The organism is Halopiger djelfimassiliensis, from assembly GCF_000455365.1.
In the GTDB taxonomy this organism is placed as follows: Archaea; Halobacteriota; Halobacteria; order Halobacteriales; family Natrialbaceae; genus Halopiger_B; species Halopiger_B djelfimassiliensis.
Genome location: NZ_HG315684.1, coordinates 351,683 through 371,384 on the forward strand (window position 1 = coordinate 351,683; position 19,702 = coordinate 371,384).

Below are 19,702 nucleotides of genomic sequence, written 5' to 3' on the forward strand. Positions count from 1 at the left end.
GACGCGCAACTGTCGGCACTCGAGCGGCTCCGGGTGCCGAAACGCGACCGTTCCCGATCAGTCCCGGTCGGTCTCGCTCCAGTCACAGTCCTGGCACTTCCGGCCCGTCACGAACTCGGTGACCGACGGCATGTAGCCGACTTCAAGAACGTTGCCCCCGCAGTCGGGACACTCCCTGTCGGCTTCCTCGATCGATTCGGCTTCCATCACCGATTCGCCCTCGATCAGTTCCGCGAGCGCTTCGGCCGTAACCATTCGCCCCTGAACGACGCGATTCTCGCTCACACTCGAGCTACCGGGCGCGACCCCCTAAGCGTTTTCAGTGCTCCCTCGGTGAGCTGGCCGTGACGGCCGGCTCCGACTCCGGGGAACCGGTTCAGGAGTAAGCGGCCTGTAGCTGCGGGCACAACGGTATAGGGGACGACGCGCCAACGCCGGTGTATGGAGACACGATGGGTGACCGTCGACGGTGTGCACCTGCAACTGCCCGAAGACTGCACCGTCGAACGGCTTCGAGACGCCCTCCACAAACCGTCGGACGCGGTCCTGATTGCGGTGACGGGCGACCTCGTCTCCGTCGTTCACGAGGACGAGCGACCGCTCTCCGAGATGGTCGCGGGCTGTGCGGACACCTACTACTTCAGGCGGGACGACGAACCGGACCGAAACGAAATTCTGGCGGCCGCCGAGATCGAGGCGGCGCTTGCGGATCCAACGACCGACGAGACCACCTTCCAGCGGCCGGGGATCGATCACTGATACGACGCCTCCGCCGGTCCACTGGAGATCACGGACGTCGTCGACGATCCGTCGGTGGGCCGATACCGGTTCGAGCCTCCCGCTCGAACGACGCGGCCGAATCGGCGGGAAAGAACGTATTACCGACCGACAAATCCGCCTTGTTCCATCGCCGATCGGACAAGTCGAGGTTAGCGGAGCAACGATGGCGGCGGTTTATGACCGGACGGGGAGACGCCGAGACGTGGCGTTCCGACCGCTGTCAGTAGGGGTACACAATGCGCGACAGTGAACGTATTCCGGTATCGAGACGCATCGTTTTGCAATCGGCTGCGGCGACGTCCATCGCGGGGCTGGGCGCGACTGCGACGGCACAGGAGGACGAACCGGACGCGGATATCGAGCTCGGCGGACGGGTGAGCAACTGGGTCGGGGTCGCGCCCGACGAGATCGCGGACGAACGGAACCCGACCCTCGAGTTGGTCGCGGGCGAGGAGTACACGCTCGTCTGGGAGAATCTGGACGGGGCACCACACAACTTCGTCATCGTCGACGAGAACGACGAGCGATTCGTCGAGAGCGAGATCGTCTCCACCTCGGGGGAGACACAGACCGTCGAGTTCACCGCCGAGGAGGGAATGGTCGAATACTTCTGTGGGCCGCATCGCTCCTCGATGAACGGCGAGATCGAACTCGTCGCCGAGGGCGACGGGGACGAGACACAGACAGACCTCGTCGGCGAGGGACCGACCGTCGGCCTCGAGACCGTCGCCGAAGGATTGACCGCGCCCGTCGAGTTCAAGATCGCCGACGAGGAGCGCGACCGGCGCTTTATCGTCGATCAGACGGGCGGGATATACGTCCACGGCGAAGACGGCCTCGAGGAGGAACCGTTTCTCGACGTCTCGGACCGCCTCGTCGACCTTCGGGAGGAGTTCGACGAACGTGGATTGCTCGGCCTCGCGTTCCATCCCGACTTCGCGGAGAACGGGCGGTTCTTCGTCCGCTACAGCGCGCCGCCGCGGGAGGGAACGCCAGAGGAGTACGATCACACGTTCGTCCTCGCGGAATTCCAGGCGACGGACGACGGCGAGGCCGCCGACCCGGACTCCGAGCGGACGATCCTCGAGGTTCCGGAGCCACAGTTCAACCACAATGCCGGGCCGATCGCGTTCGGGCCGGACGGCTACCTCTACGTCGCCACCGGCGACGGCGGCGGCGCAAACGACGTGGGCGACGGCCACGTCGAGGACTGGTACGACGAAAACGAGGGCGGGAACGGACAGGATACCGAGGAGAACCTGCTGGGCGGCATGCTCCGGCTCGACGTCGATACCGAGTCGGACGACCGCGCCTACGGCGTTCCGGACGATAACCCCCTCGTCGACGAGGAGGATCACCTCGACGAATACTACGCGTGGGGGATGCGCAACCCGTGGGGGATGAGCTTCACCGAAGCGGGCGCGCTTCTGGCGTCCGATGTCGGACAGGAACTGTTCGAGAGCGTCAACCACGTCGAACAGGGCGGAAACTACGCCTGGAACGTCAAGGAAGGGACCCACTGTTTCAGCACGGACTCCCCGACGGAGCCGCCAGAGGAGTGTCCGCAGGAGACCCCCGACTCGGTTCGCGGCGGCGAACCGCTGTTGGACCCGGTGATCGAGTATCCGCAGGAGATCGATCGCGAGCCGTTCGGGACGGCCGTGGTCGGGGGCTACGTGTACGAGAGCGACGAGATCGGCGACCTCACGGGAACGTACGTCTTCGGGGACTGGAGCCGGAACGGCGACGGGCCCGGACGGTTGCTCCTCGCGCGCCCGCCGACGGAGTGGATGGACGAGAACGCTGCGATCGAAGCCGAGGACGACGCGGAGGAAGACGACTTCTTCATCGACCCGCCGGAGGAAGACGACGAAGCTCCGCAGCCCGACGACGGGCTGTGGCCGATCGAGGAACTGACCGTCGAAGCCGTCGGCGAGGACGACGACACCGACGACATCGTCCGGGACGGCGACCTCAACCGGCTCGTATACGGATTCGGCCGGGACGCCGACGGCGAACTCTACGTTCTCACCTCGACGACGCCGTCCGTCACCGACGGCGACGGATCCGTCCACCGGATCGTCCCGCAGGAGCGGTACGAACACTGATCGCCCCGGGGCGACCGACGCTTCGAAAAACGGGGAACGCCGTCAGATCTCGAGCGAGTAGACGGCGAGCGTGGTTCCCAGTTCGACGTCGGTGTGGTGGCCGCCGCCGGCCGGCATCGCGATGTACTGTTTCTCTTCGTGGGGATCGACCCAGGTAATCGGCGCGCCGTCGACCCCGTGGTCGGCCACCTCGTACTCGGCGAGTCGGTCGCCCGTCTCGACGTCGTAGGCGACCATCAGGCCGTTTGGCGTCCCCGCAAAGACGAGTCCGGTCGGCGTCGTGAACGACCCGCCACGGGGAGCGTAGTTGGTCCAGTCGTACCACTCCTGCCACTTCACGTCGCCGGAGTAGGGATCGATGCCGGCGATCACGCCGGTCGCGCCGTTCCACTCCCGGGGGTAGTTGGGTCGTCCCTCGCCGACGACGGGTCCCTCGTCCTCGTCTTCGTCCGCCGCGCCCTCCGTGTCTCCGTCCCGTGCCTCCTCGACGTCTTCGCCCTCCGGTTCTTCTCCCTCGTCGACCTCCGCCTCGAGGTGGGGGTCTTCCTCCTCGGCGACCTCCTCGGCGTCGAGGGTCGGATCGTCCGGCTCCTCGGCCTCCTCGGGCGGTTCGGCGGTGGCGATGTCCATCCCCATGTACCGTTCGCCGGCCTCGTATTCGGTTTCGTACCACGACAGCGCCATCGGCGTGTTGGTCCCTTTCACGACCATCGTCCGCGTGTTGGGGTCGTACGAACTGGGTTGTGGATTGGTTCCGCCGGAGAGGTGTGGCATCATCCACGGGGCGTTCTCGAGGTCCTCGTACGGCGGCAGCGTGAACGTGTTCACGTGCTGGACGTACTCCTCGCTGCGCTGGTGGAGCTGTCCGGTCTCCATGTTGACCGTAAAGACCCAGCCGGTCTTGGAGGGCCACGCGGCGAACTTCGTCGGCTCGCCGTCGTGTTCCTCTTCGAAGACCAGCGGCGGCGGCGAGGAGTCGTAATCCCACCAGTCGTGGGGGATGTCCTGATAGTGCCACTCGTACTCGCCCGTCTCGATGTCGATCCCGACCTTACCGCACGTGAAGGGGTTGAACCCGGGGCGAACGGTGCCGTACCACGGGCCGGGGTTGGCACACGGGACGACGACCGTTCCCTCCTCGGGTTCGATCGCGCCCGACGGCCACGCGGTGCCGCCGCCGTGTCGCCAGGATTCGCCGACCCACTCGTGGGTGGGCGTCATGTTGAACCGCCACTGGGGGTTGCCCTCGAGATCGATCGCGTCGAAGAAGCCACTGACGCCGAACTCGCCGCCGAAGCTGCCTTTCATCAGCGTTCCGTCGTAGATCAGCGGCGGGAACGAGGAGGTCGACCCCCGCTCGCGTTCCCACTGGAGTTCCTCGTGCATGAGGTCGTCGGCGACTTCGCCGCGATAGGCCGCGGCCCCGTTGAAGTACCACTCCTCCTCGCCGGTGTAGCGATCGATCGCGATGACGCCCAGATCGAGCGTGCTCTTGTAGACGGTATCGCCGAGGACGGCCGGACCACGCTCGGCCGGCGGCGCGTCCTCCGAGTAGCCGACGGCCGGTTCGTAGAAGTGTTCCCAGAGCTTCTCGCCGGTCCGTGCGTTCAGCGCGTAGAGCTGGTCGGCACCGACCGTCGTGTACATGATCGGCGGATCGCCGTGGACGACCAGTGGCGACCCCTGAAACTCGTGGCTCGGGTTCTCCTCGAGGACCTGCGGCGGAGCCAGATCGATCCGCCACTCGAGTTCGATCTCCTCGAGGGTCTCGGGTGTGATGTGTTCGGCCGTGGTGTAGCGCTGGTTCTCGTAGGCACCGCCGAAAAGCAGCCAGTTGGTCTCCTCCTCTTTCGTCTGCCGGAGGTCCTCCTCCGTGACGTCGACTTCCGGAATCGCGTCGGTATTGCCCTGTGCGACGTGGGATTCGCCCGGTTTTTCGTGCCACGGTGCGTCGTCCGGGAGAGCGATGTGCTCCGTTTCGGGGGTTTCGTAGGTCATTAGCGGCTCACCTCCAGGGGAGCGCGCATGTCGTCGGTAATTTGGATCACGTCGTTGCGGAGGAACTCCTGTCCGATGATCATGATCGCGGTGCTGCCGCTCGTCAGCGCCGAGAGGTGCTCGTCGGTGATCTCACTGGTCGCGAGATCGTGTGCGGCCGAGCCCAGCAGGTAGTAGCCGCCGAGCATCGACTTGACGTCCCAGAGTCCGTTATCGATCATCTCCTCGGTGAGCAACACGTCGTTTTGCCAGAGGAAGTGATCGAGCCCGTCGATCCACAGGAGCGCCCCCTCCGCCGCGCGCTGGTGCAACGGCGCGACGTACTCGTGGACGACGCCGTCGTCGACGGCGTCCGCCGGCGGATAGTCCGGCGTCGCCATCCACCACGACAGTTGCTCGCGTACGTTGACGATGTTGACGACGAGCGCCGTCTGCTCCTGTTCCGCAAAGCCGACCTCCGAGAGCGTCGCCGGAAGCGAGTCGATGTGCAGGAGCTGTCGCGTCGTCTCCTCGATGTGTTCCGGCGTAAACGCCGGCAGGTTCTCCTCCGCGCTCGCGAAGAAGCCGACCTCGGACAGGTGGTCGTTGATCGTCCAGGCGGGGCCGGTCAGCGATTGGTACGCGCTGGCCCCCGCGTCCGGGACGCCCATCGCGGCGATCTCGGGCAAGCGGTCGAAGGATTCGGTCAGTGCCGTAAGCTCTTCGCTCAACAGCGTGGCGTCGAGCGTGCCTGTAAGCCCGTCCTGCACCGCTTTCCCCATCTCCGCCAGTCCGCCCGCGGCACCGCTCGAGACTTCGCTTCGGAGGTCACGGAGCGTCGCACCGGCAACGCCGCCACCCACGATGATCCCGAGTGCCTTCAGAAACTCCCGTCGATCCTGGTCGCTTACTTCACCGTAGCTATACCTGCGCTCTGGATTGGTACCGTATGCCATGGCACATAACAACAGACAATATCTCGTTCATTAGTCGTTGTCACGGTTTCGCCGGTTGTCATCTGTTTATTCGTAGCTGGATATCAAAATACTTGTTCAGTATTGGGCGGAAATGATTTAGGAATCGACAACGACGCATTGGTCGGAGCCGATCCGAAACGCCGTGGCCGACGCTCGGTTCAGTGCCGACCCACGAAAGGGGCCGGGGAGCGGGCGTTTCCGCCAAAAACAGCTAATTACTATAGTTCATCACCAATTATGTCGGTGGGTGTTCAAAAGAATCCAAGAATACCCGAAAAACCTCATACCCACCGGCGAGCCGTGTCCGCCGGTCGTTCGAACGGGACCGAACCCGGCTTGTCGTCGGCCTCGAAACGAGGGGGCGTTCTCGAGGCGGTCCTCGGTTAGAGGATGGTCACGATCGTCTCGTAGAGCGACTGAACCGTAAGGAGGCTCCCGACAAGCAGGACGAACCCGGCGGCGAGAAATCCCACGTTCTCGTACCACTCGACATCGTCGTAGGTGTTGACGGCACCGATGAGCGCGAAGACGGTCACGGGCAGTCCGATCGCACCGTTGACGGCCGGCATGATGATCGCCATCTCGACGGGACCGAAGCCCGTAGAGACGAGCAACGGAAGGGCAACGATCGCCGAGAGGACGATAAGGGCGATGACCGTCCGTCTGAACCCGCGATCGCCGAAGACCGTCGGCTGGCCGATCGACTGTGGAATCATGAACCCGGCCCCGAACAGCGTCCCGGTCGCCGACGTAATGCTCGCCAGAAACGCCGCGAGGACGAACACGATCAGTGCGTATTCGCCGAGAATCGCCGCAAGCGGTTCTCCGGGACCTGTCAGCGTCATCTCGCCTTCCGAGAGGGTAACGGCGGAGACGATCATCACGAAACTACCGATAGTGAGCGTCGTGGCGATACCGAAGGCGTTGTCCCGCCTGTACCGCCAGATGTCGGTCCACTCCTTGGTCGGCTTGATGCTCGACTGGATGAAGAAGTTCGGCCAGTAGACGGTCGTCCCCAGCAGGGCGATGACCGCGGTGAGATAGCCGATCTCGTTTTGGATCGCCGGTTGCAGTCCGGCGGCGACCGATTGCCACGGCACGTCTAGCCCGACGAGGAGCAACCCGTACGAGCCGAACACGGCGAACACGGCGGCTGCGATCGCCGCTTCGACGCGATCGTAGACTTTGAGCTGAACGATCGCGACGCCGCCGCCGCCGGCGAGAACGATGCCGACGACCACGTTGTCGAGTCCCGGCAGGAGCCACGCCAGCGCCGCTCCCGCGACCGCGTAGTTCGAGACGGCCCACAGCGCCGACAGCAGTGAAATCGACACGACGAGCGTCGTGCCACCGATCGGGAGCGTATCGACGAGATACTCCGCGAGTGGCTCGTCAGCGACCGCGAGGCGGGCGCTCATGTCGTGGAGCGCGATATCGATGAGGAACGCGAGCGGGAGGACCCACAGGAGCGAGAACGCGAAGTTCGCCCCCGTGTCGGCGAGGATATACACTGATCCCGCGCCGAAGACGTTCGCGGCGAACAGGATACCCAACCCGTATCTGTAAAGCGCACCGTGGATCGTCTCACCGCCGGGAACCGTTTTGACCAGTTCCGAAGCCGATGCTGGTTTTTCGCTCATCCGCGATCACCCCGCAGAGTGAGTCCGACACTGCTCTCGATGGTGAGTCCCCCCCACTCGAATACGGTGGACCCTCGATCGATCGACGGATCGACCTGCCGTGAACGAAAGGGGAGAGTCCTCGATACTGTCGTGTTCGGATGACCGGATACGCTGTTACGTTTCATGTGTACGAACCCCCGAGACGAACGCTATCATTCTCGACGGGGATACCGCCCGCTTCGGTCGGTGACTGATTCGCCTCACGCATTTTGGCGTCCGTAACGGGGAGAGTCCGAGGCCGGAGTGTGAAAGCAGTCTATCAATTTCCGGCAACAGAATCCATGCAGGAACATTACATACTTCACTGATAGTGTTTCAACACCTCATCGGACTCATCTGGGCCCGTACCGACGGAGACCCACTTACAACACCCATCAAAAATATGATGTGATCTGCACTTCTGTTACCGTTGACGGGACGTCGGTCCGTTTCGAAAAATCGTGAACCCCGTGTAGCGATGGCGCTGTCCGGCTGCTCCGTCCGGGATTCGAACGTCGCTCATCGGCCCGAAAGGCCCGGTTCCGTTACGCTTCGGTGATCGTGATCGGGAGGCGACTCAAACGAGGGGATCGCCGTCGAAGCCGATTTCTCGACGGCTCGAGAAGGAACCGCGGTGAAACGTCTCGGTCTCGGCCGGCACACCCCTTCGATCAACGTACACCGGTAACCGACAGTTCGTCGAACAGGGCTGTAACGCGATCCGCGTAGGTGTGTCGCTCATGTACCAGTGTCGCGTCGGTCAACCGGCTTCCGAGACGGTTGTTCCGGTCGGATCGCCGATCCGTCCCGTCTCGGGCACGTCCCGATCGAACGCACGCTGGAAGTACAGCACGACGTAGACGAGTGCGAGCGAGACCGGGATTCGATGAGCGGGCCGACCACGATCGCGAACGCGACGCCGAACACCGCAACCGAGACGGCGATCGCCAGCCCGAAGGTATTCGAGGCCGCCGTGAACCCGAGCGCCGCCGAGACCGTGGGTTCTGCTCGCGAACATCGGTCACCGAAAACTGCCCCGACAGGAGTCGAACCACGCGAAACGCCCGCTTCGCTCGCGGTTCTCCGATCCAAATCCCATCCGTGTACGCTTCGCTCACTCGTAAAACTCGTTCAGAAGAATGCTCCGTCTGGGATTTGAACCCGATGCAAATTCTCGCTTCGCTCGGATTTCCGTGTTTCAAATCCCATCCGTGCGCGCTTCGCTCACTGCGTTCGCTGTAGTGCTCCGTCTGGGATTTGAACCCAGGTCATCGGCTCGAAAGGCCGAAATGATTGGCCGGACTACACCAACGGAGCGTGCGCACTCATTGCTTGCCGAGGCCTAGTAAAAAGCGTTCCGTTCCGAGTCCGTAGTGCCATGTGGTCACGTACTCAGCTCAGCGTCACGTCCTCCCGGCTTCGTCGGGACTCGAGACGCCGCCGACGGATTCACTCGCTCCGTTCGGCCGCCGCCGAAAGCGGGAGCGAGAGGTCGTCCTCGAGGCCGAGCAACGTCACGAGCGCCGGCGTGACGGCCGTCGCATCGAGCGGCTTGGCCAACTCGACGTCGGGTGCCGCCGGACCGCCGAGCCCGAAACAGCCGTCGGCCGACTCGTCGACGCGACCGTGGGAGCCACTGACGTTCGTCGGGTCGAGCGACACCAGTCCATCGTCGCCGAAAAACAGCTCACAGGGGTCGAACCCGGGTTTTGCGTGAATGTCCATCGCCGTCGCGTACGGCGGCGCGTCCGCGCGATCCGACCACCAGTAGTACTGGAACCACGCGTTCCGATCCGCGACGAGGACGAGGTCGCCCGCGTTCGGGTGATCGACCCCGCGCGCGGCCGCGTCCGCCCCCTCGAGCACCGCGTCGATGCCCCCGAGCCCGTCGATGGCGGCGCGGGCCTCCGCGAGCGCGCCCTCGTCGGCGTAGACGTGGGCGATCTGATGATCCACCATGGCGAACGCGTCCGATCGCGGCAGGTCGACGTCGCCGTCGGCGTCCGTCTCGAGCAGGCCGGCCTCGCGGAGCGCGCGGTTGGGAAACACCGGCCGATCCACGTCGTGAAAGCCGTACTCGCTGAGGAGGGCGACGGCGGTTCCGTCCCAGCGGTCGGTCGTCGACAGGAACGAGAGAAAGTCACCGAGCAGGTCGTCGACGGCCTCGAGTTCCGCGTCGAACGCGTCCGAACTCGGGCCGTCGCTCTGGCCGACGTAGTCCAGATGCGGAACGTACACCCACAGCAGGTCGGGGTCGAACCGCTCGACCGTCTCGCGCGCGGCCGTGAGAATCCACTCGGAACTCTCCGCGCTCGCGCCGGGTCCCCAGTAGCTGTGCAACGGAAAGTGGCCGTGGGTCTTCCGGAGGTCGTCGTAGAACCCGTCGGGGTTCGTCCAGCAGTTCATCTCGAGGATCTCGTTGTGCTCGTCCTCGATCGGCGAGGGCGTAACCGCGACGTCGGCGCTCGTGCCGATCAGGTGCTGGAAGAACAGGGCACCGGTCGTGAGTCCGGCGTCCTCGCTGGCCGCTTCCCAGAGACGGGTGCGGTTCCCGCGGTCGCGCTCCCAGAACGCGGCACTGTCCTGCTCGCGGTCGTACTCGCCGCTCGAGACGTCGCCGTGTTCGCTCGGTTCCCGACCGCTCGCCAGCGTCGTCTGGACGGGCACCGTCACCGCGGGAAACGGCGGCCGGAGGTCGGTCACGCGTTCGTCGCCGACGAGCGAGCGAAGTCTCGGCGTCCGATCGGTATCCAGATGATCCCGCTGCAAGCCGACGACGTCGAGGACGATCACGCGGTCAGCAGTTTCGATGCGGGCCGTCTCCGGGGCGGTAAACGCTGTCATGTGAATCGTCGATAGGCGGTTAGCTGTGGCGGGTGGCGTACTCGTATAGCCGATGCAGTTGCCGGGAGAAATCGTGTTCGTCGACACCGAGCGGGGCCTTGAAAAACGACGCGAGGTGGGGCTGAAGCCCGCCTTCGCCGTGGTCGTCCGCGTGGGCGATCAACCGAACCAGATCCAACACCAGCGGGGCGGCGAGCGCCGAGTCCGACCCCTCCCAGGTGAACTGCATCGTCATTTCCGTTCCGAGAAACCCCTCGAAGTGGATGTAATCCCACGCCGTCTTCCAGTCCGCAAGCGACGGCGTGTAGTCGATCCGAACCCGGTTGTGGCCGATGTCCGGCAGGATCGCCTCGAGGACGTCCCCCTTGCTCGAGAGCTTCCCCGCCGCGTTCGCCTCGTCCTCGAGCACGAGTCCGTCCTGATTGCCGAGGATGTTGTGGCCCTCCCAGCTTAACACACCCAGGTTGCGACCGGCGAACATCGGCGCGAGCGCCGATTTGACGAGCGTCTCTCCGGTCTTTGCGTCCCGCCCCATGTGTGGAACGCCGTTCTCGGCGGCCAGTTCCCGCAGGCCGCCGGGGGCGTTGCCCGCGCTCGGGGTGAAATTGATGTAGGGATGGCCGTCGACGAGCGCTGCGTACGCATAACAGACGCTCGCCGGCAGCTCCCGGTCGTTCCCGTCGATGGCGTCCTCGAGCGTGTCGCGTGTCGCGTAGGCCTCGGGCGTCTCGAGTTCCGGTTCCGTCGAGGCGACGTTGACGACCACGAGCCGGTCGAGGTCGTGTCGCTCGCGGAACGTCCCGTAGTCGTCGCGGATCTGACCGACGACGTCCCGGATCGACAGGGAGGGATCCAACTGATCGCTCTCGTCGCCGACGGCGGCACCGCAGTTGATCGCCGTGCCGACCTCGATCCGCTCGTCGATCGCCGCGAGGTCGTCGCGGACGGCCGCGAGCGTCTCTCCGTCCGGGACGCCGTTCCGTTCGTGCTGGCGCTCGGCCCGATCGACGAGCGACTCCGTCGTGATGTCGTGGCCGCCGAAGACGAATCCCTCGACGGGCGGCAATGCGAGCTGCGAGACGGGGTCGCGTTCCGTGACCATCCCGGCGGTTCCCGCCTGTCCGTCGGCGATGGCGCGAGCGCCGACGATCGAGAGGGTTGCGACGTTTCCGCGCGCGCCGATCAGCCAGACGCCCGTTCGGTCGTCGGTAGCCGCGCCCGTTGGTGTCTCCGTGCTCATTGTCGCTTCCGTTCCCGTGTCGACGAACGTGCCCCCTCGATACCGCTCGGCTCGAGGGGAGACGAACTCGAACGCGATGCCGCCGACGGTCGCTCGAGACCTTTCATTCCGAGTCCACTCGGGACCGGACGGGTTTTGTTATGACCGCCGTAGCGAGGGTAAAGCCCGGTTGTGAGCGGGTAATCACGGGTTCTGCGTCCGGTGTCGGGTCGCCGTCGGCTCACAATCGGGGGTTTCCGATCGAACGAACGGCATCCCCAAGTCAGCCACCCGTTGTACAGCGGTTATGCGAATCATCGATCCGCACATGCATATGGTCTCGCGCTCCGCCGACGACTACGAGCGGGCGCGGCGGGCGGGCATCGAGTGTTGTATCGAACCCGCGTTCTGGAGCGGCCAGGACAAACGCCACGCGGGATCGTTCTTCGATTACTTCGAGCAGATCATCGACCACGAGACCGATCGCGCCGAGCGTGCGGCCGGAATGGACCACTACGTCACGATCGGCCTCGAACCGAAGGAGGCAAACTACCGCGAGATGGCCGAGACGGTCGTCGACCGCGTTCCCGAGTACCTCGATCGCGACCCCGTCGTCGGCGTCGGCGAGATCGGCTTCGACGGGATGACCGACGACGAGGAATGGGCGTTTCGCGAACAGCTCGAGATCGCTGAGGATCGGGAGGTGCCCGTGATCGTCCATACGCCACACACGGACAAACCCGAGGGGACCGAACTGATCGTCGACATCATCGAGGAGATGGGCGTCACACAGGAACGGATCGTCATCGACCACAACACCGAGAACACGATCGACATCTCGACGCGGACGGACTGCTGGATCGGCTTTACGCTCTACCCCGGCAAGATCGAGGCCCAATCCGCGATCGAGTTGCTCGAGGAGTACGGGACCGACAGGATGATCTTCAACAGCGCCGCCGACTGGGATCCGTCGGACCCGCTTGCGGTCCCGAAAGCCCGCGACATGATGCTCGATCGCGGCTGGGATCGCGAGGACGTCCGCACGGTCGTCTTCGAGAACCCCTACGAGTTCTTCGACCAGTCGCCGAACTTCGATTACGAGCCCTGAGGCATGCAGTTCGGGTTCTCCACCAACGCCTTCCGGGAGTATCGGCTCGAGGACGCGATCGAATCGATCGCGAACGCGGGCTACGACGGCGTCGAGCTCCTGCTCGATGACCCCCACCTGTACCCGCCGACCGCGACCGCCGCGGCGGTCGATCGCGTTGCGGACGCCCTCGATACCCACGACGTCGCCGTCAGCAACGGCAACGCGTTCATGCTCACGGCGATCGAGGACTTCCATCACCCGTCGTTTATCGAACCGGACGCGGATTATCGCCGCCGTCGGATCGATTACACGCTCGCGGCGCTCGAGACGGCGGCCGACCTCGATATCCCGCATATTTCGATCGAACCGGGCGGACCGGTGCCCGACGAGAAGTCCCGCGAGTGGGCGATGGAGACGTTCGTCGAGGGACTCGAGGAGGTCGCCGAGCGGGCCGCCATCGTCGGCGTCGACGTGCTCGTCGAACCCGAACCGGACCTGTTGATCGAGACCAGCGACGAGTTCCGCGACCTGCTCGAGCGGATCGATGCGGTGCGCGTGGGATGTAACTTCGACGCAGGGCACTTCTACTGCGTCGGCGAGGAGCCGGCCGAACTCGTCGACCAGCTGTGGGAGTATACGAACCACTACCACCTCGAAGACATCCCCGCGGATCGGTCCCACGAACACACTCAGCTCGGCGAGGGTGCAATGGACGTCGACGCCTTCCTCGGCGCGCTCGAGGACCGCGGCTACGACGGGTTCGTCACGGTCGAGCTTTATCCCTACGAGGAAACGCCCGTCGAGACGGCCCGCGAGGCGATGGCGTATCTCGAGGAGCACGGGTGGGCGTAGGGTGGCCGACGGTCGCGGAAACGAGGACGCCGACCGCGGCACCGGGATCGGTTCGAACGGGATCGCGACGGACGGCCGCAAGCGGCGGCTCCTCGCGTACGCGGAACTGGTCCGCCTTCCGAACCTCGTTACCGCCCCGCCGGACGTGATCCTCGGGGCGGCGCTGGTCGCGGCCGCCGGCGGCCGGCCGTCGATCGCTTCTATCGGCGGTCTCGCGGTCGTCTCGGTTCTGCTGTACGCCGGCGGAACGACGCTCAACGACGCGTTCGATGCACCCGTCGATGCCCGCGAACGCCCCGACCGCCCCGTTCCGTCGGGCCGGGTTCCCAGACGAACCGCGTTCGGGCTCGGGTTCGGCCTGTTGCTCGTGGCCGTCGTCGCCGCGTTCGGCGGTGTCGGCCGTCCGGGCGGCGTCGTCGCCGGCCTGCTTGCGGTCGCTATCGTCGCATACGACGGCCTCCTCAAGGGGACCGCGGCCGGCTTCCTCGCGATGGGGGCGACCCGGGGACTGAACGTCGTGTTGGGAACGACTGCCGTCGGCGACAGCGCCGTCGCCGTCCTCGAGTCACAGCCAGTGGCGCTTGCCGTTCCGGCCCTCGTCGTCGGCTACGTCGCTGCCGTCACGTTCATGGCCGATCGAGAGACGGCGGGCGGCACCCGAACCGCCGTCGCCGTCGCCGCCGCGGGCGCGGCCACGGCGGTGCTCGGCTTCGGCTGGTATCTCGCCGTCGTCGGTCCGTCCGGCTTCGAGACCGCGGTAGCCGTCGGGTTTGCGGGCGCGTTCTGCTGGTGGATCGGCCGTCCGCTCCGGGATGCGTACGCCGATCCGACGCCGGACACCATCGGCCCGGCGGTCGGAGCCTGCGTCCTCGGACTCGTCCTGCTCGATGCGGCCTTCGCCGCGGCGGCCGGGGTCGGCTGGGGGATCGCCGCAGGCGTCTTCCTCGGGCCGGCGGTTGCCCTCTCGCGAGTCGCCGACGTGACATAGTGGGACGGGGCCGCCGCGCTCGAACGCGGTTCGAACTCAGCCGTCGACGGGATCGGTCGCGTTCTCGCCGTCGCCGCCGTCCGTTGTGGCGTTTCCGTTGTCCTCGTCCTGAGGAAACGCCTCGTCGTCATCGTCGCGATCGTCCGGTCGTTCCTCCTCTGGGGACTCTTCGTCCGGCGCTTCGCCACGGTCCCCGTCGCCGATGACGTGTGGGGCCTCGGGTTCGGGGATCTCCTCGCCGTCCTCGGCGGGGACGATCCTGTAGACCTCTCCCGTTTCGGGTTCGGGCCGGAAGTCGGTGTTCGCGAGAACGTACAGTTCGCCCGCTTCGTCGCGCTCGACCGAGTAGACGTACCGGTTGAGCGATTCGCCGGCGGCCCCCTCGAACTGCAGTTCCGCGAGCGACCAGCGCTCGTCGACACCGACGAGGTCGTCGTTCCCGCCCGCATCGCCGGTCTCGGGTTCGACGGCCGTGAGCACCTCGCCGTCGGCCTCGGCGACGCCCTGACTGCTCCAGTTACCGAACACGAACGCGCCCTCGAGTTCGGGTATCGCGTCTCCCGCGTAACGGTGACCGCCGGTGACGACCGAGCTGTCGATGAACGCCTCGGAGATCCGCGTGTGTTGGTACTCGGCGATCGGGTCCCGGAGCGGTTCGCCGGCTCTTGCCTCGCCGGCTCCTTCGCCGACCTGATCGGGACACGTTTCCGGCGGCTCGAGCGGGGAAGCGGGGCTGAAACAGAACGACCCCTCCTTGACGTTCCAGCTGTAGTTGCCCCCTTCCTCGACGGCGTAGACGGACTCGACGCGATGCTGGCCGGCGTCGGCGACGAACAGTTGCCCGTCGTCGTCGATGGACATACCCCACGGGTTGCGAAAGCCCCACGCGTAGTATTCGTCGAGATCGGCCGCCGAGTCGACGAGCGGATTGTCGTCGGGGATTCCGTACTCGCCGAACGCCGCGTCGTCCTCGCTGTCGACGTCGATGCGGTGAATCCCGCCCAACAGGGTATCACTCGTGTTCTGTCCGTTGCCACCTTCGTTGTCGTCGTACCAGTCGTCACCGTGACCGATCCCGATGTCGTGGACGTTGCCGCCGTCCCCGAGTGACGTGTAGAGGTAGCCGTCCGGACCGAAGGCGATCCGACCGCCGTTGTGGTTGTCCTGTGGTTGCTGTACTTCCATGACGGTCCGCTCGGAGTCGGGGTCGGCGGTCAGGTCGTCGTCGACCCGAAACTCCGCGAGGACGTCGGTGTGATCGTACCCGAGCCCTTCCCGTTCCGGGGCGCTGTACCGGACGAAAAACCGGCCGTTTTCCGCGAAGTCGGGGTGGAACGCAAGCCCGAGCAGGCCGCGTTCGTCGTAGCCGCCGAGTTCGCCGATCCCGAGGCTGACGAGCCGATCCTCGATATCGAGAAACAGCTCCATTCCGTCGGGCGTCAGGACATCCTCGTCGACCTCGTCGTCCGGTTGCGCCGGCTCGTCGTCGGGGTCCGTGACCTGAATTCGACCCGACATGGTGCCCGGATGAACCTCGCAGACGTATCGGTCCATCTCCTCGGTCGCTTCGAACTCGAGGGTCTGGGTTTCGCCCAGTTCCCGGACGATCTCCGTTCGCTCGACAATGGAATCCGTCTCGTCGAGGATGACGACGTTGTGTGGCTGTCCGTCGCCGTTCTCCCAGGTGAACCGATAGGTTTCGCCCGCGGTCAACTCGAGCGTCGGGTTCTCCCGCCCGTCGATCTCGTCCGGTTCCAGCCCGAGCCAGCCGGGAACGACCCCGTTGAAGACGAACTCGGAGGGACCGTCGTCTCGGTCGGAGGGTGTTTCTTCGTCGGCGTCTTCCGCCGGGTCCGTAGAGGCGTCGGTCTCGCCGTCGGCCGCCCCGTCAGCGAGGTTCGTGACGTATATCTGGCCGGTCTGCGTGGCGAGGAAGTGACGTACCTCGCCGTCGAGTTCGACGAACTCGAGGTCGGTCGGTGCGGGAAGGTTCGCCGCGACCCGCTGCAGGCCGACCGTCTCGCCTTCGGGAAAGTCGCCGGCGACGGGGATACCGTCCCCGTTCTCGGCCGTTTCGTCCTCCTGTGCGCTTACGCCGCCGAGCGCGGCCACAACCCCCGATGTCGCGAGTGCCTGCAGGATCGCCCGTCGTGATCGTGCTCCGATACGGGACGTCGCCGCGTCGAGTTCGGGTTCGTTGGTCGGATTCATTGATATCGCTCGGACGATGCTCGAGCGAACACGCCGTCCGGTCGCGGGACCGCTCGGATCTTTCGAGACGCTCGCGCTCTCATCGGCCAGCCCGGATCCACGGCGCGTCCGCGTGACTCGCCCTATCCCGGTTCCATCCATCGCGGTATTAAATCGAAAGAACCGTTCCGAGAGGAATCGATCCCTTGTCGTCCGTTTCAGCCGCCAACGCTTGGTTAGGGACGTGGCGTCACCGAGACCCCATCTCGAGTCGAGGACGGCGTCCGACCGTCCCACTGACGAGGACGACCGCGACCGTGGCAAACCGCTTAGTGGCGGGTCGGTGTACGCACGCCATGGTCGACCTCGCCTTCTCGACGAACGCGTACACGCGCCACTCGCTTCCGGAGGCGGTGTCCCGAATCGGGGATCACGGTTACGCCGGCGTCGAACTGCTGGGTGACAGCCCCCACGCGTACTTCCCCGAGTTCGACGATGCGGATCGGGCCGCGCTTTGTGAGACCCTCGAAGAGACCGGCCTCGAGGTGTCGAATATCAACGCCAACACGGCGATGGGGTACTACGACGACGCGCCGCCGTCGGCGTTTTTCGAGCCGAGCGTCATCCGGGCCGACGACGACGCCCGCGAGTGGCGGATCGAGTACACGAAGTCGGCGATCGATCTCGCCGAGACCGTCGACGCGCCGGCGGTCTGTCTCGCCAGCGGCCGACCGCTTCCGGGAACGCCGCCCGGTGACGCCCGCCGGTATCTCCACGACTCACTCCACGAAATTCTCGACTACGCCACACCCCGCGGGATCGACGTCGGGATCGAGTTCGAGCCCGAACTGCTGGTCGAAAACACCGACGAGGTTCTCGCGGTGATCGACGAGATCGATCGGGACGCGCTCGGCGTAAACCTCGACGTCGGCCACGCGGCCGTCTACGGCGAGGACGTGGCGACGAGCATCCGTTGCAGCGCCGGTTCGATCACCGGCGTCCACCTCGAGGACATCGTCGGCGGTCGCCGCGGGAAACACTACCACCGGATCCCCGGCGAGGGCGACCTCGATTTCAGGGCGATCTTCGACGCGCTCGACGACATCGGCTACGACGGGTTCGCGACCCTCGAGTTGTACACCTATCCGGACGAACCGGATCGGGCAGCGCGGACGGCCTACGACGAACTCGCGGCGTACGTCTGAACGAGGGTTCGGAGCCAACGAACGCCGCCGCCATCTCAACGTTTTTCCCCTCCGGAGACGACCCCTCTCCCATGAAATACGTTCGCTTCCGCGATCCGGCCGGTGCGGTTCGCCGCGGCGAGTTCGAGAACGGAGACGTCCGCTTCGGGAACGAGAGTTACAGCCTCGAGGACGAGGCGATCGACGTCCTCCCGCCGTGCGAGCCCTCGAAGATCGTCTGTATCGGGCGCAACTACGCCGATCACGCCGACGAGATGGATTCGGACGTTCCGGACCGGCCGTTGCTGTTTCTGAAGCCGCCAAACGCCGTCGCGGCCCACGGCGACACCGTCACCGCCCCTGCCGGCAAAGAGCGGATCGACTACGAGGCCGAACTCGGCGTCGTCATCGGGACGCAGTGTCGCCACGTCCCCGAAGCCGAGGCGATGGACGTCGTCGAAGGGTTCACCTGCGTCAACGACCTGTCCAACCGCGACGACCAGCGACAGGAACAGAACTGGGTCCGCGGGAAAGCCTTCGACGGTGCCGCGCCCATCGGTCCCGTTCTCGCCACGCCCGCGGAGGTCCCCGCCGACGCGTCGGTCCGCTCGCGGGTCAACGGCGATCGCAGACAGGACGGCTCCCGGAACCAGCTCATTTTCTCGATCCCCGAACTGATCGCCGAGATCACCACCTATCTCACGCTCGAGCCCGGCGACGTCATCGCCACCGGAACGCCCGAGGGCGTCGGGCCGCTCTCGGACGGCGATCGAGTCGAGATCGAGGTCGAAGGGGTCGGCACGCTCGAGCACACCGTTCGAATGCCATAAGAGGTCCCGTTGAGCTCCTCGTCCAGTGGTAGCTTTTTCAATAGGGACGTTGCGAGGATGCACTTATCGGTGCAGGCGGCGTATCGTCTCCGTATGCCCGAAGAAGTCCTGTTCGAATCGGAGAGCGACCAGACTCGAGAAGAAATCGCATCGTACCTTCGCACTGTCGCCGAGAAGCTCGAACGCGGAGATGCGGTCACGCTCAAATCCGGTTCCGAGTCCGTGACGATGGAGCCCCCTGCCCGCCCGACGTTCGAGGTCAAAGCCGAACGCGAGGGGCCGGTGGACGGGGCCGGCGAATTGAGTATCGAGTTCGAACTCGAGTGGGACGAGGACGACGGTACGGGAGACGGCGGGAGCGGCCGGCTAGAAATCGAGTGAGCAAATAACGCGCCCGCTGGACGGTTATCTCACGATTCTCCCCGCCCGCTCTCAACGGCTATGCAGAGGGGTTCAGTGAACGTCCCGAACCACCGTGGAGTCGACCGAGAGGACGACGCTATCCGGTGGTCAGAGAGCCGTAGCCATCGGCGAGGCACACAACCTCGGAACGATCGTGTTCTCGATGAGTCGAACGCAGGCACGACAAACAGGCTACGAAAGCTGAACCGCTCGATAGCTGGCGGCACCTCCATCCCGATGGCGGCGTGGATCCGGAACCGGTTGCCGTCGCTCGAGACCGATTTCATCGACCGGACCCGCGATGACTCTATCGCCCGTGAAAACCATCGCTTGCTGATTGGCGACACGAACGTTCCGTTTCCGTGAACGTCGGCGGATGGGTATCCCGTCAGTTAGCCGTTCTCTCTACCGACTGTTCCTCCCTCGACAGATGTCCGTCAAGCAGGCCGAAAACGTGGCTCCGATCACTGTGGCTGGTCGATCGGTTCCTCGAGACTAATCTATTGTGATTCAATCCCATACTAATTATCCGTGAACGGTGGTGGGATCCCGATATTCGGCTGTTCGGACGGATACCGATCACGGTTCCGCTTGCGATAG

The 19,702-nt window shown here is 65.2% G+C and carries 15 protein-coding genes, 1 tRNA gene and 1 pseudogene; 8 read left to right on the forward strand and 9 right to left on the reverse strand.

Annotation, left to right across the window (positions count from 1 at the left end):
* Positions 1-57: 57 nt before the first annotated feature.
* Positions 58-285 (reverse strand): DUF5795 family protein, encoded by a 228-nt coding sequence (locus tag TX80_RS01775; protein ID WP_049921161.1) that lies wholly within the window; start codon positions 283-285, stop codon positions 58-60.
* Between the two features lie 156 nt (positions 286-441).
* On the opposite strand from TX80_RS01775, the gene TX80_RS01780 reads away from it, so the two are divergent.
* Positions 442-759, forward strand: a complete 318-nt coding sequence (locus TX80_RS01780; protein WP_049921162.1) for a hypothetical protein — start codon at positions 442-444, stop codon at positions 757-759.
* 257 nt (positions 760-1,016) lie between these two features.
* Positions 1,017-2,888, forward strand: coding sequence for a PQQ-dependent sugar dehydrogenase (locus TX80_RS01785; RefSeq protein WP_049921163.1), 1,872 nt, complete (start codon positions 1,017-1,019; stop codon positions 2,886-2,888).
* Between the two features lie 42 nt (positions 2,889-2,930).
* On the opposite strand, the gene TX80_RS01790 is transcribed toward TX80_RS01785, so the two are convergent.
* The 7 genes and pseudogenes from TX80_RS01790 to TX80_RS01820 form a co-directional block, all read right to left on the reverse strand.
* On the reverse strand, positions 2,931-4,886 hold the full coding sequence (locus TX80_RS01790; RefSeq protein ID WP_049921164.1) for an outer membrane protein assembly factor BamB family protein: 1,956 nt from the start codon (positions 4,884-4,886) through the stop codon (positions 2,931-2,933).
* On the reverse strand, positions 4,886-5,821 hold the full coding sequence (locus tag TX80_RS01795) for a hypothetical protein (RefSeq protein ID WP_049921165.1): 936 nt from the start codon (positions 5,819-5,821) through the stop codon (positions 4,886-4,888). Before TX80_RS01795 ends, TX80_RS01790 begins: the two co-directional genes overlap by 1 nt.
* A gap of 404 nt (positions 5,822-6,225) precedes the next feature.
* Positions 6,226-7,482, reverse strand: a complete 1,257-nt coding sequence (locus tag TX80_RS01800; protein ID WP_049921166.1) for an NRAMP family divalent metal transporter — start codon at positions 7,480-7,482, stop codon at positions 6,226-6,228.
* A 781-nt stretch (positions 7,483-8,263) separates the two neighbouring features.
* Positions 8,264-8,511, reverse strand: a pseudogene (locus tag TX80_RS01805) (ACR3 family arsenite efflux transporter); the annotation flags it as partial.
* A 234-nt stretch (positions 8,512-8,745) separates the two neighbouring features.
* A tRNA-Glu gene (locus tag TX80_RS01810) sits at positions 8,746-8,820 on the reverse strand.
* 132 nt (positions 8,821-8,952) lie between these two features.
* Positions 8,953-10,347: an alkaline phosphatase family protein gene (locus TX80_RS01815; protein ID WP_049921168.1), complete on the reverse strand. Its 1,395-nt coding sequence runs from the start codon at positions 10,345-10,347 to the stop codon at positions 8,953-8,955.
* 19 nt (positions 10,348-10,366) lie between these two features.
* Positions 10,367-11,587 (reverse strand): inositol-3-phosphate synthase, encoded by a 1,221-nt coding sequence (locus tag TX80_RS01820; protein WP_049921169.1) that lies wholly within the window; start codon positions 11,585-11,587, stop codon positions 10,367-10,369.
* A gap of 286 nt (positions 11,588-11,873) precedes the next feature.
* On the opposite strand from TX80_RS01820, the gene TX80_RS01825 reads away from it, so the two are divergent.
* Genes TX80_RS01825 through TX80_RS01835 form a run of 3 tightly spaced genes read left to right on the forward strand, consistent with a single transcriptional unit; the run spans position 11,874 to position 14,496 of the window.
* On the forward strand, positions 11,874-12,674 hold the full coding sequence (locus tag TX80_RS01825; protein ID WP_049921170.1) for a TatD family hydrolase: 801 nt from the start codon (positions 11,874-11,876) through the stop codon (positions 12,672-12,674).
* A 3-nt stretch (positions 12,675-12,677) separates the two neighbouring features.
* The gene (locus TX80_RS01830; protein WP_049921171.1) at positions 12,678-13,508 is read left to right on the forward strand and encodes a sugar phosphate isomerase/epimerase family protein; all 831 of its coding nucleotides are present in this window, start codon (positions 12,678-12,680) and stop codon (positions 13,506-13,508) included.
* A 1-nt stretch (position 13,509) separates the two neighbouring features.
* A complete protein-coding gene (locus tag TX80_RS01835; protein WP_230198660.1) occupies positions 13,510-14,496 on the forward strand; it encodes a UbiA family prenyltransferase in 987 nt (328 codons plus the stop codon).
* 36 nt (positions 14,497-14,532) lie between these two features.
* On the opposite strand, the gene TX80_RS01840 is transcribed toward TX80_RS01835, so the two are convergent.
* On the reverse strand, positions 14,533-16,707 hold the full coding sequence (locus TX80_RS01840) for a PQQ-dependent sugar dehydrogenase (protein ID WP_049921172.1): 2,175 nt from the start codon (positions 16,705-16,707) through the stop codon (positions 14,533-14,535).
* A gap of 335 nt (positions 16,708-17,042) precedes the next feature.
* Here TX80_RS01840 and TX80_RS01845 point away from each other — a divergent pair, with 335 nt between their 5' ends.
* The 3 genes from TX80_RS01845 (at position 17,043) to TX80_RS01855 (ending at position 19,081) form a co-directional block, all read left to right on the forward strand.
* Positions 17,043-17,891 carry a sugar phosphate isomerase/epimerase family protein gene (locus TX80_RS01845; RefSeq protein WP_049921173.1) on the forward strand — a complete coding sequence of 283 codons (849 nt, stop codon included), beginning with the start codon at positions 17,043-17,045 and terminating at the stop codon, positions 17,889-17,891.
* 71 nt (positions 17,892-17,962) lie between these two features.
* Positions 17,963-18,700 (forward strand): fumarylacetoacetate hydrolase family protein, encoded by a 738-nt coding sequence (locus tag TX80_RS01850; protein WP_049921174.1) that lies wholly within the window; start codon positions 17,963-17,965, stop codon positions 18,698-18,700.
* 93 nt (positions 18,701-18,793) lie between these two features.
* On the forward strand, positions 18,794-19,081 hold the full coding sequence (locus TX80_RS01855; RefSeq protein WP_049921175.1) for an amphi-Trp domain-containing protein: 288 nt from the start codon (positions 18,794-18,796) through the stop codon (positions 19,079-19,081).
* The last annotated feature ends 621 nt before the right edge of the window (positions 19,082-19,702 follow it).